Below are 16,383 nucleotides of genomic sequence, written 5' to 3'. Positions count from 1 at the left end.
TGCAGCTTGCACCATTTCATGCTGCTATTTAATTTTACAGCTCATCTGGATTAATGCCCATTGCTCTGAGGCGATCGGCTAAACGATTTGCTCGCTGACTTTCTAATTGAGCTCGCTGACTTTCTGATTCGGCTCGCTGACTTTCTAATTCGGCTCGCTGCCTTTCAAACTCCTCTGGAGTCAGAACCCAATCGCCACTGACATCGTACCAACGCAGCCACAACCTCGAACAACCTTGATAACAACCTTCCCACAAACCTATACCTAATTCTAATTCCGGTATCCAGAATCGGGGTTCGGTTAAAACTTGTTCGCGGTAACGATTGCTAATCAAACGAAATACTCTCAGTTGATTGTTGTACCGACTGAAAACAAAGTAGTAAGGAATCTGCAAAATCTGTTCGTAAACTCGCCACTTAGTAGGCGGTTTATTTCGGGATTCTTCTGTAATTCCTAAATCCTCATCTTCAGTTCCAGGTGATAGCAGTTCTATTACTACCAGAGGACTGACATTTTCTTGCCACATCACGTAGCTGAGGCGTAATTCGTCACCTCGATAAAATCTCGGAACCCCCAAGACGACAAACCAATCAGGTCTTTTGTACCAATTGAGATGGTTAGAATCGTAGTAGAGATTAAGGTCTCTCGCTATAAATATTTGTTCTGGCGGATGGTTTGCGGGGCGACAGGTTAAACGCAGCAGTTCAGGTTGAAAGTCGTGGAATTCGTCAGGCAAACCGGGTTCCTCCGGGTCTTCACTGGGTAAATCATACATCGTAGGGAGGACTTTTGTTTGGGAAGGTGGCGAATCCGGTTCGTACATCGTCATAAGATTACCCAGGCGAGACGGCTTGAGGAGATTGAAGCGGTACGGTAATTGTAATATTATAGCGCGATGTGATTTCTTGCGGCAGAAAGTCAGTATCTTTTGGACCGGGAATTTTATCGAGATAGCAATTTTTTACGGCTAACAGAAAGCCTGCGATCGCTTCTGATTAATTTTGGGAGTCGGCTACCTTCAATAAATCTTGCCATTAACTCTCATCGTTGCCGTTAATATCTAGCGGTGTAATCGCTGACTTTATCCTCTGTTACGCTGCGGTTTGTTCGGTTTAAATAGTGCAGTATTTACTCAAAAATAGTAGTGGGTGAATTGCCTTCTGCTGTGCCTTTTTTCTTGGCAATGAGTTGTTTGACATAGAGTTTTGCTAGCAAGACGGTGATGTTTCTGACGCCGACTATTTCGGTTCTAAGGTTTCGTAGATTTTGAGCAGCCACAGTGGGCAGATGCCAAAGATTCGGAAGAGGAAAAACAAGTAAACTTCCCAGATGTAGGGACTTTTTGGAAGTGATTTGATGCAGTGGCAATTGCTTGGTTCAGCTTTGAGAGCATTGATGTATACACGGAGATTTGCGATTTTTGGTTGTGACAAATTAGCTTTAGGTTCATCCAAAATTTTTAAGGCTGATTCTAGGTTTGATACAGCCTGATTTAACTCCGGTGAGGTTAGCGTCTTTGCTTTTTCTTGAAGGTGAAGAGCAATACTTAGCAAGACAGGGGCCGCAGGGCTACGCAGATTGGCATCGGAGTCTTTCAGCAGCGGAACTATTTGTGGCACAACAGTTTTAGCTCCTGCACCAATCGTCCCCAAAGCAGAGGCTGCACTACCTACGCACATTTGGATTGGAGTCTTTCAGCAAGACTATTAGCTGCGGCAATGCAGTTTAAGCTTTTGCACGGATTTTATTCAAAGCAGAGGCTGTACTACTACGCACATTGGGATTGGAGTCTTTCAGCAAGAGAATTAGCTGTGGCAGTGCAGTTTTAGCTTCTGCACCGAAACTTCCCAAAGCATTGGTTGCACTACTACGCACAGTTGCATCTGAGTCTTGAAGCAGGGAAATTAGCTGTGGTAGTGCAGTTTCAACTTCTGCACGCATCCTTGCCAAAGCATAGTCTGCACGGCTACGCACAGTGGCATCGGAGTCTTTCAGCAACAGAATTAGCTGCGGCACAGCAGTTTTAGCTTCTGCACCCATCTTTCCCAAAGCATTGGCTGCACGGCTACGTACAGTTGCATCGGAGTCTTTCAGCAACAGAATTAGGTGCGGCACAGCAGTTTTAGCTTCTGCACCTATCCTGCCCAAAGCATAGTCAGCACGGCTACGCACAGTGGCATCGGAGTCTTTCAGCAACAGAATTAGCTGCGGCACAGCAATTTTAGTTTCTGCACCAACCGACACATCTGAGTCTTTCAAGGTTTTGACAAAGGCAGGAATAGCAGGAAGACCGATTTGTCTTAGAACCTCAGCAGCACTCTGAGCGACTGACAAATTCTGATCCTGCAAAGCTTCCATCCTATCAGGGATGGCTGGTTCACCTATTTTTCGTAACAGCTTAATAGCTGGATCAAGTGCTATTTCATCGTTAATATTTAACTTCTCGGTGAGGAAGGCAATCTGTTTGGGATTAGCTGTGGGTTCCTCCCCAATTCCAGTCGCAGCATTGCGAGTCAACAGCAAAGGCGATGTGAAAGATAGAAACGAGAGGGCAATTACGGCAGCTAATCTGTGTCGGTAGTGCTTCGTCATGGGCTAGAATCCTTGTGTTTGATGAGCCGTCTCAGCCATTTGAATAATTGTGTATACATTCTCATCAAACTGTTTCAGGACTCCGGGCGATCTAAATTTGTGCTTGCCCGTGGTGCAATCGATCGCCCTAAATACTGCTTAAAAAGGGTGACTTTAAGAACATTCGGCAGTCTAAGGCATAATTAGATATCTTATATTCGTTCTATGATGTGTTTATGATTTCCGAACCCCTTACCCTCTCAACAAGCAATCCTGTTTTAGCGGCAAAAGGATTAACTCGTCGTTTTGGTGGTTTAATTGCTGTAAACAACGTATCTTTTACAGTTGAAAAACACGAAATTTTTGGATTAATCGGCCCTAACGGCGCGGGCAAGACAACTCTATTTAATCTAATGACTGGACTGATACCTGCTTCTAGTGGCAACCTGATTTATCAAAATGAAAATATTTCCCAATTGAAGCCTTATCAAATTGCTAATAAAGGTATTGCCAGAACTTTTCAAAATATCCGGTTGTTTGGGGAACTTTCTGCTGTGGAAAATGTGGCGATCGCCCGACACATCCACAGTCGATCGGGCAATCCAGTTTTATCCGTGCTGGCGGGGATTTTCGGCTTGCCAGCATCTAACGCAATGGAACGCAAAACCCAGCGAAAAGCCTTAGAATTGTTGGATTTAGTCGGATTGGGCGATCGCGCGGGCGAACAAGCCAAAAACTTGCCCTACGGCGACCAGAGGCGCTTAGAAATTGCCCGCGCTTTAGCCTTAGAACCGCAAATACTCTTGTTAGATGAACCTGCAGCGGGGATGAATCCCAATGAAAAGCATAAATTAAGCGAATTTATCCGAGAAATACGCCAGCAATTCAATTTAACTGTAATATTGATCGAGCATCATGTACCGCTAGTTATGGGATTGTGCGATCGGATTGCCGTGTTGCATTTCGGTCAGCTTATTGCTTTGGGAGAACCTGCTGTTGTGAGGAATGACCCGGCGGTAATTGAGGCTTATTTGGGAGATGAAACGTAAAAAATATAAATGTTTGCCTGCTCTGACGGGAAACGAGTAAAATTAATAGTTAGCCTTAAATGAATCTTCCAGCCATCTGAAGAGTAATTCAGCTATGAGCCAGGTTTCAACCCCTGGCCCACTGCTAGAAAAGAGACAGTTTTGTTATCAAAAATCCCGTCAAACAAAATGCAACATAGCCCACCTAAAACAAACAAAAACATCCTCTTAGAGCTCAAAAATGTTTCTGTAAATTATGGCGGAATTCAAGCCATACAAAATATTGATCTCACGATTAATGCAGGCGAGGTTGTCAGTCTCATCGGTGCCAACGGTGCGGGCAAAAGTACCACCCTGAGAGCGATTTCCAAAATAGTTAATTTGCGGCAAGGACAAATTCTTTATAGCGGGCGCGATATTAGCCGCCGTCAAGCTCACGAAGTTGTGAAATTGGGAATCGCCCACAGTCCCGAAGGGCGGCGGGTTTTGGCCCAGCAAACGGTGTTAACTAACTTGGAATTGGGGGCCTATATTCGATCGGACTCGGCGGCAGTAAAAGCCGATTTAGAGCGCCAATTTGAGATATTTCCGCGCCTAGCAGAAAGGCGCCGTCAGCTAGCAGGAACCCTCAGCGGCGGGGAACAGCAAATGTTGGCGATCGCCCGCGCGTTGATGTCGCGCCCTAAACTGCTATTATTAGACGAGCCTAGTTTAGGCTTAGCACCTGCGATCGTCAAAGAAATTTTTGCAATCATTCAAAACCTCCGCTCCACGGGCGTTACAATCCTTTTAGTGGAACAAAACGCCAGTTTAGCGCTGCAAATTGCCGATCGGGGTTACGTGCTAGAAGCTGGTAATATTACCCTCACAGGTATTGGAGCAGATTTGCTAAACGACGAGCGAGTCAGGAGCGCATATTTAGGTTGACTTGGTTAATTTTTGGAATCTTGACCGCTTTCTTTGAAGCCGTCAAAGACGTTTTTGGCAAACAAAACCTCAAAAAAAGTGACGAATATGTTGTAGCTTGGTCTCTCTCATTTTTTTCAGTCATCTTTTTGATTCCCTGGGTATTTTATACAGGAATTCCGCCATTAAACTCTCAATTTTGGCTCGCTCTATTAATCGGAGGTAGCATCAACGCTGTCACATCCCTCCTCTACATCAAAGCCATCAAAGTATCAGATTTATCCCTGACACTACCGCTGGTAGCTTTGACACCATTATTCATGTTGGTAACTTCACCGTTAATTGTCGGTGAATATCCAAAACTTTTTGACTATATTGGCATTTTACTAATCGTAGCAGGCTCTTATTTATTAAATATAAAAGAGAAACATAAAGGATATTTAGCCCCATTCAAAGCACTGCTGGATGAACCTGGGCCCAAATTGATGTTAATTGTCGCATTACTATGGAGTATTGCCTCCAATTTTGACAAAATAGGAGTTACAAATTCATCCCCTGTTTTTTGGGTATTCTCTTTGTTTGGTACAATCACTGTCTTGCTACTACCAGTTTTATTGTACAAAACCCCAAATTCAGGAGAAAAAATTCTCAAACAATTACCCATGCTAGCTGCTATGGGGTCTTTCAATGCTATTGCAGTGCTTTTTCAAATGCAAGCTTTGACATTAACTTTGGTAGTGCAAGTGATCGCGATTAAGCGCACTAGCGTGTTAATGGGTGTATTGTTCGGTCATTTCATTTTTAAGGAAAAAAATATCCAAGAAAGATTATTAGGGGCGGGAATAATGATTTTGGGAGTTTTATTTATCAGTTTATAGGTTGAGATTTCCGGGACTTTGACGCTCATTCTCCCCCCGAATGTAGGGGCGGTTCCCCGTGTCTCCCCTCTCTCGGTTGGGCGGGAATGTCCGGGTTGGGAAACAGGCCCTAGTCTTTATTTACGTATAAGTCATGTTATACTCAAGGCGATCGCACTTTCTCTCACTATTTATTAAAATAAAAAAAATTAATGCACAAAATAGCAGCCACACCCGGAGGTTGGAACCCTGAATCAGAAGGAGTAATTTTTATTCAGCAAACCCCAGCACCAATAGTATTTATTAGTGCTGCTGACACCGACATTCAAACTCTCGCAGCGGCGGCATCCAAAATGCCGGCAGCATTCCCCAAAGTGCGCGCTGTAAACCTGCTTCAATTGCAGCAACAACTAACAATTGACACTTATGCCGAAGAAGTTTTAGAACGCGCAGAGGTCATAATCTTAAGACTTTTAGGAGGGCGTTCTTATTGGTCTTACGGGTTAGAGATTCTGCGGGAAACGGTGCAAAAAACTAACGCCTCACTGATTGTAATGCCGGGAGAAGACAGTCCCGACCCTGATTTAATCAGCCATTCCAATGTATCGCTGTCAGCAGTCAATCAACTTTGGCGCTATTTCACAGAAGGTGGAGTCCAAAACTTTGTTAACGCACTCCAATTTGCCGCCGATACTTGCCTAAAAACTGCTTATAGTCCGCCCCTACCTCAAACAGTTTCCCGCGTCGGAATTTATGATTGGAAAAAGCAAATTGAATCGTCTCCAACTTGCGGACACGGGGATATTAGTTCTACATCTAAAGTCGGGATTTTATTTTATCGCGCTCATTACTTATCAGGAAACTTAGCACCAATTGATGCACTTTGTCAAGCTCTAGCAGAGCGAAACTTAGTACCAGTTCCCGTCTTTGTGTCTTCTCTACGTGAACCAGATTTGCAAATAGAATTGCTGGAATATTTTCAACCCAAAGAATCAGAACCTATTCAATTATTGCTCAACACTACAAGTTTTGCAGTCTCCGGTTTTAGCAGCCAAGAACCGGAACAAAATAGTTTAAAATCCTTAGATGTCCCTGTATTGCAAGCAATCTTCAGCGGCGGCGGTTTGGGACAGTGGGAAACTGAATTACAAGGACTTTCTCCCCGCGATGTGGCGATGAATGTAGCATTGCCGGAAGTAGACGGAAAAATTATTACTAGGGCTGTTTCTTTTAAAGCGGTACAGACTTGGAACAGCGAATTAGAAACAGATGTAGTAGGCTATGTAGCAGCGGGCGATCGCATTCAATTTGTAGCAGATTTAACCGCTAATTGGGTGAAAATGAAACAAACCCCAGCCGCCAACAGACGCATCGCCATAATTTTAGCAAATTACCCCACCCGCAACGCCCGCTTAGCCAACGGTGTCGGCTTAGATACGCCCGCTAGCTGTGTCGAAATCCTCAAAGCTATGCAGCAAGCAGGCTATCAAATTGAAAACATCCCTGCTAACGGCAACGAGTTAATTGAACTCCTGACTTCGGGCGTGACAAATGACCCGGAAGGACGCGAATTGCGGCCTGTTCATCAATCTTTGGATTTGGCAGAATATGAAGAATATTTTGCGAGTTTGCCCCAGGAAGTGCAAGAGGGAATTTGTAAAAGATGGGGGCTTCCGGGCAGCTATGCACAAGACTTTATAAGTAACAATAGGTCTTTTCCGATTCCGGGGATTCAGTTTGGGAATGTGTTTGTAGGAATTCAACCGTCGCGGGGATATGAAATTGACCCCGCATTAAATTATCACGCCCCAGACTTAGAACCAACTCACAATTATTTAGCTTACTATTATTGGCTGCGCGAAAAGTTGGGAATTGACGCTATAATTCATGCTGGAAAACACGGAAATTTAGAATGGCTTCCCGGTAAAAGTATAGCCTTGTCTAACAAATGTTATCCAGAAGTAGCGTTAGGGGCGTTGCCGAATTTTTATCCGTTCATTGTCAACGATCCGGGGGAAGGTTCCCAAGCAAAAAGACGATCGCAAGCTGTGATTATCGACCACCTGACACCGCCGATGACTCGCGCCGAACTCTACGGGCCTTTGCAGCAGTTGGAAACCTTAATTGACGAGTATTGCGAAGCCCAAAGTTTAGATCCGTCCAGATTGCCCATGATTCGCGATCGCATTCTCGCCCTCACCAACAAAGAAAACTTAGATAAAGACTTAGGAATACAACTAAATAAATCGGAATTTACAGAATTTATCACCCGCACAGATGGCTATCTTTGCGAACTCAAAGAATCCCAAATTCGTGACGGCTTGCACATTTTCGGTCAGTGTCCCGAAGGTAGACAGTTGAGAGATTTGATAATTGCGATCGCCCGCCATCCCACCAACGGGCGATCGGGCCTAACCCGCGCCCTAGCAGAAGACTCAGGCTACGATTTCGACCCTTTAACCTGCGATCCAACGTCGATAATTCAGCACCGTACAGCAGGTGATTTAACAGCAGAACTCGAAGAAAAAGCCGCTGAATTAGTAGATAGCTTAATCGAAAATATCCGCGTTTATCCGCGTTTATCTGCGGTTAAAAATATCCAACAAATAGGCGAAGCAACCCAACAAGAATTAGACTGGATAAATAACTATCTTTTACCTTCCCTCCTCCAAACAAACCAAGAAATTACCAACCTTTTGCGCGGATTAGATGGGCGGCACATACCAAGTGGCGCATCCGGCGCGCCCACTCGCGGCAGACCAGATGTATTGCCCACCGGTCGCAATTTTTACTCAGTAGATATCCGCGCCATTCCCACAGAAACCGCCTGGAGAGTTGGCAGAGTTGCTGCTGAAAATTTAATCGAAAGATACACCCAAGAAAATGGCGAATATCCGAAAACTTTGGGTTTGTCAGTGTGGGGAACATCCACCATGCGGACGGGGGGAGACGACATCGCCGAAGCCTTGGCACTGATAGGAGTTCAACCAGTTTGGGATGGCCCTTCGCGCCGGGTTGTAGATTTTGAAATCTTGCCCGTTTCTGTGTTGGGGCGACCGCGCGTTGATGTTACTTTGCGAATTTCTGGCTTTTTCCGCGATGCTTTTTTTAATTTAATTGATTTGTTTGACAGTGCGGTAAAAGCTGTGGCTGATTTAGAGGAATCGGCAGAAGACAACCCTTTAGCAGCACAAGTTAAGGAAGAGATTTTGTATTGGGAATCTACAGGTTTGAGTCAGGAAGCGGCGCAAGGGCGATCGCAATTTCGAGTGTTTGGCTCAAAACCAGGTGCTTACGGCGCAGGACTTCAAGGCATAATTGAAGCTCAAAACTGGACAGACGACAGCGATTTAGCAAAAGCTTACATTAATTGGAGCAGTTACGCCTATACAAGTACCCCCCCAACCCCCCCTTATCAAGGGGGGGCTAAATCTAATTCTTCTCCTTTACAAGGAGGGGCTAATTCCAACTCTTGTCCCCCCCCTTTACAAGGGGGGGCTAGGGGGGGTGAATGGGGATGTTCTGCACCCGAAGCATTTGAAAAACGCCTCGGCCAAATGCAAATAGTTCTGCAAAACCAAGACAACCGGGAACACGACATCCTCGACTCGGATGATTATTATCAATTCCAAGGGGGAATGACGGCCGCAATTCGCAATTTGCAAGGCAAAAATCCTGAAACCTATTTCGGCGACAACTCGATTCCCGAAAATCCGAAAGTGCGGCAACTGAGAGAAGAAATTGCGCGGGTTTATCGCAGCAGGGCTGTAAATCCCAAATGGATAGAAGGTGCGATGCGACACGGTTATAAAGGTGCATTTGAAATTGCAGCAACTGTTGATTTTTTGTTTGCTTACGATGCTACGGCAAATTGTGTAGAGGATTTTATGTATGAAGGAATCGCAGAGGCTTACATTTTTGATGAGAAAGTGCAGGCATTTATTCAAGAAAACAATCCTTGGGCACTGCGAGATATGGCGGAAAGATTGCTAGAAGCTCGTCAGCGCGGGTTGTGGGAGAGTGCGAACCAGGATACATTGGATAAATTGAGGTCGATCGCCCTGCAAGCCGAAGCAGTTATCGAATCCCATACATAAATACTCAAAAGTCACGATCGCGGCGGCAGACGAATGGGCAGTTTGCGGTAATATCTAGTAATGTTTCGCGATCGCTGAAAGCTTTATGATTCGCCGCTACATTGCTAGCATCAGCACCAGCATCCTCAAACGTACCTGCGCCGCAGCCGCTGTATTAGCCGTAACTTTGGGATGTTCGTCAACGAAGCCGCCCAACACCGCAGCGCCATCGGGTTCGATCGACGAATCCGCAGTCCTAGCGCAGTCCCCAACGTCTTTGTTAGCTCAAAACCGCAACAAAACCAGAAAAACCCTCAGCCTTCCCTCTTGCCCGCAAAACGATGCCTTCACGGAGTCAGTTAACTTTGCCACCCAAGCTTCTAATTTGGCTCAATCAGCCAATTCAAAACAAGACTGGGACGAAGTAGCCGCCCTGTGGGTGCAGGCCGTCGCTTGGATGCAAGCCGTTCCCCCCGGCAGTCCCAGACGGGCGTTTGCGGAGAAAAAAGTAATCGAGTACATGAAAAACCTGGTTTATTCCCAGCAGCAAGCGAGCGCAACCAGATCGCAAGCCAGTACAGTCAGCTTCAGCAGCGATTTGCTAAACGAACAACTACAACTTTACCTATCCTACGTTGCTGCAGTCGGCCCACCAGATGTTTTGATTGTCGGCAGTTCCCGCGCATTGCAGGGGGTCGATCCCAGACAGCTAAAACAATCTTTGGCCCAAAGGGGCCGTCCGGGCTTAAAAGTATTTAACTTTTCAGTCAATGGCGCAACTGCACAAGTAGTTGACTTTCAACTGCGGCGGCTTTTGCAGCCCGGTCATTTGCCTCAAATGATTGTCTGGGCCGATGGTGTGCGGGCATTTAACAGCGGCCGGGACGATCGCACTTTTAATTCGATCGTCGATTCTGAAGGCAGCCAACTTTTAGCAGCAGGCATTCGCCCCGAACTGCTGTCCGATGAACCCAACGTAATTCCGCTGTGTTACAGATTCCCGCAGCCCTGCGCTAACAACAATTTCCGCAAAGCATTTACCTCTGTAGATCAACCTTTCAGGGGCGGGGAAGATGCCCAACCCCTATTCCCCACAATCAAATCCCTGTCGAGTGGAACGGGCATCTTGCCCATTGCTGACACCCACCCCCCAATCAAATCCCTGTCGAGTGGAACGGGCATCTTGCCCGTTGCCTCAAATGCTGCAAGATATGAGTTAAAACCGATCGCAGCGAATGCAGCAACTAATAAAGCACAATTGATTCCAGTCTCGCGACGCACAACAGTAGCCATCAGACAACTCAACCAATTGGCAGAATCGATCGACTCCAACGGATTCATGGCGATGTCGGGCAAGTACAATCCCAACACTTATTATCGAGAACGCGCTTACGTTTCAGGTCAGTACGATGGCGACTACAAAAACTTCAACCTCGGAGGCAAACAAGCAGCAGCCTTTAACTCAGTTGTAGCATTTACCAAAGCTCGCAAAATTCCCCTAATTTTCGTCAATTTACCCCTCACCAACGATTACTTAGACGGAACTCGCCTGCGGGCAGAACAGCAGTTCCGGCAACGAATGCAGCAACTCTCGCGGCAAAAAGGCTTCGCTTTCCGCGACTTTTCGCAGCGGTGGCCGGGCCGCAATGACTATTTTGTTGACCCCAGCCACCTCAACCGCTTTGGGGCGAGCGCAGTTTCTAGCCTACTCGCGGCCGACTCCAGCATTACATGGCCCCGCCCGAAATCCCGAGGTATGGAAGGGTAATACAATTTTCGATTAAAGAATGGGGAATTTTTCTCGTTACCAGGCAGAGCCTGGTAACGCAGATCCAGGTTTCTATTGAGGAAAGAAATTTCCGTCACAAACAGTTTATTGGAGTGCCTGTTGTAGTTCCCCTTGTAGAGTGTTTGGCAATGTCTCCAAGTGAATGCCCTGGAGTTGAGCGACCTTACGCAGTTGCTCACCAAACTGTATGCTGAGTGGTTCAGCAGTGAGTTCTTGACCTGGAGCACCGCCTTTGGCTCGATAGACGGTGATTTGCAGATCCGGTAGAGATGCCAAGGAGATATCCTGCTGCGGAATCCGAACCGTAAATTCATCGCTCGATAGCTCAGTAATATGATGCATCTGCTGTTCTGGAAGACCATCAGGATATGGTAGTCCTCGCACTTCACCCAGTGTGGGGAGCGAGCCAACCGCTATTAGCGTCTGACCAGAGTTGACTTCATAGAGTACCTCACCTTGTAAGTGCTTCTCCATAGTCAGGGAACCTTCCACTGCACGTACACCAATGACAGAAAGTTCTCCGTTCTCAATGTGCAAACGCAAACGAATATATTTCTCTTGAGCCAACTGCTGCTGCATGAGCTTGTCTGATTGCTCTACTTGGTCTGGTCTAGCCTGGGTTTCCAACGATACTGGAGCCATCAATCCCATACCCTCTTCTTCTGATATGGCTGACATGAAGCTCAGACCTTCGCTACCAGGTTCTGGCTGGCTGGGCATGACTCCCGGTTGAATTTGGGCTACCTCACTCATCTGAGGAAGTTGAACGTTCTCTCTGGAGGAAGGCAGTTCCTCTTCCTTCCTAGATTTGGATGTCAATTTATCAATCATGGTTAGGCTCCTTCTTATTACCAATTGCGACCGTAGCGATAGTTGTGAATCCAGCGGTAGTAAATTTTCTGGAGTGAGAGGACGGGATTTGCTCGGATCATGCCAAACCAGTTTTGGTTATGAACAAATAGATCGCGCTTGCCAGCAACTCCCTCGTAATTACAAGGAATAAACTGGTCAACTGCTCCTAAATTCCATTCGCCGACCCAATCCTCAACCCAATTAGAGCTTAGAGCAGAACCATTGGAAATCATCGTTCCAAGGTATTCCCGCGACCAGTCTTTGCAGTTGTATACAAAGAGATCGACTTTGCCATCACCATTGATATCGGCAAGGTAGTGAGAGTCATTTTTACGCATCTGCCAACCAGGAACGGTGTCATCATAACGCTTCACCATGTTCAGGACAGCACCATTCGAGCTGAGCATCCCCAGGTATGCCATCGACCAGTCCTGCCCATTGAAGATATACAGATCCGCTTTCCCATCTCCGTTGAAGTCACCCACATAGTGCTGGTCATTGGGTTTCATTTGCCAGCCCGGTAGAGTATTGTCATAACGCTTCACCATGGATAGGAAGGTACTCTGTGAACGCAGAATGCCTAAATACGGTATGGACCAGTCTGAGCCATTGAACACCCACAAGTCTTCTTTTCCATCTCCGTCGAAGTCACCCACGTAATGCCGATCGTTCTTGCCCATCTGCCAACTGGGGAGGCTACCGTCGTAGCGTTTCACCAGGGAAAATCCTGACCCTGTAGACCTCAACATTCCCAGATAGGGGGTAGGCCACTCCACACCGTTGAAGACAAACAGGTCTTTCTTGCCATCGCCATCAAAGTCAGCCACATAAAAGCGATCGCTCTTTTGGAATTGCCAACCGGGCATCGAGTCATCGTAACGAGCAACCAACTCTAGACCATTGTTGCCATCATCGACAAGCAACCCAAGATATTCCATCCCCCAATCAGTACTATTGTAAATTACGACTTCATCTTTACCGTCCCCATTAAAATCGCCGATATAGAATTGGTCATTCGGTTTAAATTGCCAGGAACCTGGAACTCTTTCCACTACACTAAAAACCATGTCGAGTTTAGAGCCATTGGAGCGGTAGATTTGGATCGAGTTGTCGTTATGAACCAGCAGGTCGTCCTTACCGTCGCCGTTAAAGTCCCCCGCATAGCACTTGGAAAAGGTTCGTCCCGTATACGGGTGATGTTTTTCTTTGAGCGCAGTGTAACATACCGGGCAAAATGGGGGCGAGTTCCCGCGCATACGACAATTTTCCACTGGTCGGTAAATACCCTTGTCGCGATATTGTGCCCCTTCAAATAGACCCACATCCTGACTACTGCTCCAACCTAACGGTTTCGTTCCCTGATTATGGTTAGTGCAGGCTCCCGAGCCTGGCGAGGCATTGACTCCCGTGGGAACTGGGGTCGCGGGGTTGACAAATCGCCTCCACTTGAGCGTTGCTCGGTTACTATTGGCGGTAATATTGACAGATCCTGGCTCTCCACCAATATAAGTGCCTGGTTGGCAGTACTCGTCTGCTAAATTGCCAATCCCATGTCCAAATTCATGAGCCATCACTTCCCAACTTGAGCCAAGGGTAACGTGTTGTTTATTCCCCCACGCGCAGCCACCGAAGCCAGATTCATTGAGGATAATCAAAACAAGCTCGTAATCGGGGACCCAGGTGTTGAGGGCATTTTGAACGAGGGTTGCCGTGTTAGCACCCTCTTCCAACCAACAGTGCGCCCAAGAACCGTTGAAAATGTACCTGAGTGCTGTATTCCGCAGGGTAGTACTGACAATTACGTCATCGCTGGGGTCGGCGGGAGTTCCCTTTTCGTCATAAACTCGCTGGCTGACCCCTGAATCGTTAGAAATCAGGTTGACTCGGTAAATGTTGAAAGCTTGAGCATCTTCATAGAAATAATCATGACCGAACACTCCATCTAGAAGAATCTCTTTGACTTTTTGGTTATAAAGGTTCTGGTCGGCTTCTGTGAAGCCGTCTCCAAGGACAGCGATGTTGCGTTTATTTCCTGGAGGACCAGCTTTGAGAATTTGCGTCATGCTATCAGGCATAATTAACGCCTCCTTTATTTTTGCTAGTTGTAGATCAATACTGCTCAAAATAAACTTTGGAAACAATACGACGATCCGCGTATATGATTATGAATAAATTGCAACAAACTACCTTTTGAGTAGCCTCAACCTTTCCAGCACCACCATCACAGCCACCGTCCGGGTTTCCTTGTTATTAGTGGTTACCACCCCACGAGCGGCAGGGCTGTGGTTTATTCAGATAAAAATGTCAGCAAGTTGTTTGATAGCAATCCCAATATCGTCTCTATGATGAATATTTCTCAATTTAATCGCAGTGAGTGCGATTTAAATTATAATCAGAAAGGATTAGAGGGAGTTGCCAGTGTCGATAGAGCAGAGGGTTGATGTCATTGCCGTATTTGCCGATCGACAATCGAACATTTTAAGATCTTTCACTCACTCTAAAATCTCACAATCCAAAATCTAAAATCTAAAATCGATAGGTTGTGCAACTAAAACAAGTAATTATCGCCCACAAAGCCAGAGATACCCTCAGCCAGCGGTGGGCAGAACAGTGTGCTCGCCAATTAGAAAGTCGCGGGTGTCACGTTTTAATGGGGCCCAGTGGCCCGAAAGATAACCCGTATCCTGTGTTTTTAGCTTCTAGTAACAGCCCAATTGATTTAGCGGTAGTGCTGGGCGGCGACGGTACGGCCCTAGCTGCCGCGCGGAATTTGGCGGCTGACGGCATTCCGATTTTGGCAGCGAATGTGGGGGGACATCTGGGTTTTTTAACCGAGTCTTTTGAGGATTTCCAAAATACTGAGGAGATTTGGGACAGACTTTCGGAAGATAGGTATGCTGTGCAGAAGCGGATGATGTTGCAGGCAACAGTTTTTGAGGGAAACAGAAGCAATCTCGAACCCCAAAGCGATCGATTTTTGGCACTAAATGAAATGTGTGTCAAACCTGCTTCAGCCGATCGAATGCCGAGCTGTATTCTAGAAATGGAAGTTGACGGCGAAGTAGTCGATCAGTATCAAGGCGACGGTTTAATTGTGGCAACTCCCACCGGTTCGACTTGCTACACCGCATCTGCCAACGGGCCGATTATGCACTCGGGAATGGAGGCGATCGCCGTTACTCCGATTTGCCCTTTGAGTTTATCTAGTCGGGCGATCGTCCTCCCCCCCGGTTCCGTCGTCAGCATTTGGCCTTTAGCAGATTACGAACTCAGTACCAAACTCTGGACAGACGGCATTTTGGGTACTGCAATTTGGCCAGGACAGCGCGTAGACGTGCGGAGGGCGGACTGCGAAGCCAAGTTTATCATTTTGCGGGAAAACTATTCTTATTTCAACACTTTGAGGGAAAAACTTCACTGGGCAGGAGCCCGAATTCGGTACAGCAACAATCACCGCAATTAATCCGAATCATTCAATAGACATCGCAAGAATTGCTAGTCTTGAACAGGCAGGATGCCTGTTCCACCATAATAATGATTGGAGAGGTCTAATATCAACCCGCATTAACCCGTGGGGCCCGTAAGCGTGAAAAAACCTGTTAAATCACCAACAATCTAGATACAAAAACCACCTTCAGCCAACCCATAATCTTTGTACTTTGTTAAGATCTCTCAATATCTTGACAAACAGCCTGATCTATGCAGCTTTTCAACAAATCAACCCGACCTTTCAACCCTCAAGATACATATCCCTGTCCCGTGTGCCGCACCGGTCAAATTTCCACCCTAGCGCTGATGGACGCCCTAGCTTGCAACTTCTGCCAGCACATTTATACCGCAAGCGTTGAAAGACAATCGCTCCAAATGGCCGATCGCCAACCGCCCGTAACTTGGCACTGGAACGGCAAACAGTGGATAGGAGCCCACCTCGAAGGCGTAGAATTCGGATGGCCCTACTTGGCAGCGGCTTTGGGTCTAATTTTCCTTCCGACCACCTTGCTGGGACTTTCAGCTTACTATTTTCCTCCGGTTCCCGGCAGCCGGTTGTCGTGGCTGCCCCTAGCTTGGACAGGCTTAGCTTTTTTGTCGCATTTAGGCATTGTGCTGTGGTTGGTAGGTGAATTTTATCAATTCCCGGTGGTCACTTACTTCAGAGCTTGGGGCCGCAGGATAAGCCGACGCTAGCTTAAATGCTGTCCAACAGCTGATCGTCCGAGGACTTTGCACCGACATCGATCCAGGTAAAATTAGAGGCGATCGCAAAATTCAATTCCCAATCAGCACTTAAGCAGCTATAATCGTTA

The 16,383-nt window shown here is 46.7% G+C and carries 13 protein-coding genes; 7 read left to right on the top strand and 6 right to left on the bottom strand.

From position 1 onward, the window contains the following. Nucleotides 1-34 precede the first annotated feature (34 nt). From Q5691_RS07040 to Q5691_RS07030, 4 genes are all read right to left on the bottom strand, one after another. Entirely contained in the window at nt 35-829 is a 795-nt protein-coding gene (locus tag Q5691_RS07040) for a Uma2 family endonuclease (RefSeq protein WP_445304829.1), read from the bottom strand. Nucleotides 830-833: 4 nt separating this feature from the next. Further along, the gene (locus Q5691_RS27665; RefSeq protein WP_445304752.1) at nt 834-986 is read right to left on the bottom strand and encodes a hypothetical protein; all 153 of its coding nucleotides are present in this window, start codon (nt 984-986) and stop codon (nt 834-836) included. Nucleotides 987-1,238: 252 nt separating this feature from the next. Next, nucleotides 1,239-1,679, bottom strand: a complete 441-nt coding sequence (locus tag Q5691_RS07035; protein ID WP_333308407.1) for a hypothetical protein — start codon at nt 1,677-1,679, stop codon at nt 1,239-1,241. Nucleotides 1,680-1,725: 46 nt separating this feature from the next. Then, nucleotides 1,726-2,592, bottom strand: coding sequence for a HEAT repeat domain-containing protein (locus Q5691_RS07030; RefSeq protein WP_333344278.1), 867 nt, complete (start codon nt 2,590-2,592; stop codon nt 1,726-1,728). A 215-nt stretch (nt 2,593-2,807) separates the two neighbouring features. Between Q5691_RS07030 and Q5691_RS07025 the strand changes: the two genes are divergently transcribed. The 5 genes from Q5691_RS07025 (at nt 2,808) to Q5691_RS07005 (ending at nt 11,206) form a co-directional block, all read left to right on the top strand. Then, a complete protein-coding gene (locus Q5691_RS07025) occupies nt 2,808-3,620 on the top strand; it encodes an ABC transporter ATP-binding protein (RefSeq protein ID WP_333209100.1) in 813 nt (270 codons plus the stop codon). 168 nt (nt 3,621-3,788) lie between these two features. Further along, nucleotides 3,789-4,526, top strand: coding sequence for an ABC transporter ATP-binding protein (locus tag Q5691_RS07020; RefSeq protein ID WP_333209102.1), 738 nt, complete (start codon nt 3,789-3,791; stop codon nt 4,524-4,526). Beyond that, nucleotides 4,523-5,383, top strand: coding sequence for an EamA family transporter (locus tag Q5691_RS07015; RefSeq protein WP_333344277.1), 861 nt, complete (start codon nt 4,523-4,525; stop codon nt 5,381-5,383). Before Q5691_RS07020 ends, Q5691_RS07015 begins: the two co-directional genes overlap by 4 nt. Before the next feature lie 191 nt (nt 5,384-5,574). Continuing rightward, entirely contained in the window at nt 5,575-9,459 is a 3,885-nt protein-coding gene (gene cobN, locus Q5691_RS07010; RefSeq protein ID WP_333344276.1) for a cobaltochelatase subunit CobN, read from the top strand. Nucleotides 9,460-9,544: 85 nt separating this feature from the next. Next, complete coding sequence (locus tag Q5691_RS07005) at nt 9,545-11,206, top strand: hypothetical protein (protein WP_333344275.1); 1,662 nt, start codon at nt 9,545-9,547, stop codon at nt 11,204-11,206. A 105-nt stretch (nt 11,207-11,311) separates the two neighbouring features. On the opposite strand, the gene Q5691_RS07000 is transcribed toward Q5691_RS07005, so the two are convergent. Both Q5691_RS07000 and Q5691_RS06995 read right to left on the bottom strand, forming a co-directional pair. Continuing rightward, the gene (locus Q5691_RS07000; protein ID WP_333344274.1) at nt 11,312-12,058 is read right to left on the bottom strand and encodes a hypothetical protein; all 747 of its coding nucleotides are present in this window, start codon (nt 12,056-12,058) and stop codon (nt 11,312-11,314) included. Nucleotides 12,059-12,075: 17 nt separating this feature from the next. Beyond that, nucleotides 12,076-14,202, bottom strand: a complete 2,127-nt coding sequence (locus Q5691_RS06995; RefSeq protein WP_333344273.1) for a M64 family metallopeptidase — start codon at nt 14,200-14,202, stop codon at nt 12,076-12,078. A 419-nt stretch (nt 14,203-14,621) separates the two neighbouring features. On the opposite strand from Q5691_RS06995, the gene Q5691_RS06990 reads away from it, so the two are divergent. Further along, entirely contained in the window at nt 14,622-15,542 is a 921-nt protein-coding gene (locus tag Q5691_RS06990; protein ID WP_333209114.1) for an NAD(+) kinase, read from the top strand. Nucleotides 15,543-15,778: 236 nt separating this feature from the next. Continuing rightward, nucleotides 15,779-16,264: a hypothetical protein gene (locus Q5691_RS06985; protein ID WP_333344272.1), complete on the top strand. Its 486-nt coding sequence runs from the start codon at nt 15,779-15,781 to the stop codon at nt 16,262-16,264. Nucleotides 16,265-16,383 lie beyond the last annotated feature (119 nt).

Origin of the sequence: Microcoleus sp. w1-18aA5, from assembly GCF_036701705.1 — a bacterium.
In the GTDB taxonomy this organism is placed as follows: domain Bacteria; phylum Cyanobacteriota; class Cyanobacteriia; order Cyanobacteriales; family Microcoleaceae; genus Microcoleus.
Note: the sequence above shows the minus strand (reverse complement) of the source record. Positions and strands in the feature narration are given on the sequence as shown.

What these genes read in the sequence shown, in the direction of transcription:
- Q5691_RS07020 (WP_333209102.1), top strand. Translation starts at nt 3,789, where the DNA reads ATGCAACATAGCCCACCTAAAACAAACAAAAACATCCTCTTAGAGCTC.
- Q5691_RS06985 (WP_333344272.1), top strand. Translation starts at nt 15,779, where the DNA reads ATGCAGCTTTTCAACAAATCAACCCGACCTTTCAACCCTCAAGATACA.
- Q5691_RS07030 (WP_333344278.1), bottom strand. Translation starts at nt 2,592, where the DNA reads ATGACGAAGCACTACCGACACAGATTAGCTGCCGTAATTGCCCTCTCG.
- cobN (WP_333344276.1), top strand. Translation starts at nt 5,575, where the DNA reads ATGCACAAAATAGCAGCCACACCCGGAGGTTGGAACCCTGAATCAGAA.
- Q5691_RS07025 (WP_333209100.1), top strand. Translation starts at nt 2,808, where the DNA reads ATGATTTCCGAACCCCTTACCCTCTCAACAAGCAATCCTGTTTTAGCG.
- Q5691_RS07000 (WP_333344274.1), bottom strand. Translation starts at nt 12,058, where the DNA reads ATGATTGATAAATTGACATCCAAATCTAGGAAGGAAGAGGAACTGCCT.
- Q5691_RS07035 (WP_333308407.1), bottom strand. Translation starts at nt 1,679, where the DNA reads ATGTGCGTAGGTAGTGCAGCCTCTGCTTTGGGGACGATTGGTGCAGGA.
- Q5691_RS07005 (WP_333344275.1), top strand. Translation starts at nt 9,545, where the DNA reads ATGATTCGCCGCTACATTGCTAGCATCAGCACCAGCATCCTCAAACGT.
- Q5691_RS07040 (WP_445304829.1), bottom strand. Translation starts at nt 829, where the DNA reads ATGACGATGTACGAACCGGATTCGCCACCTTCCCAAACAAAAGTCCTC.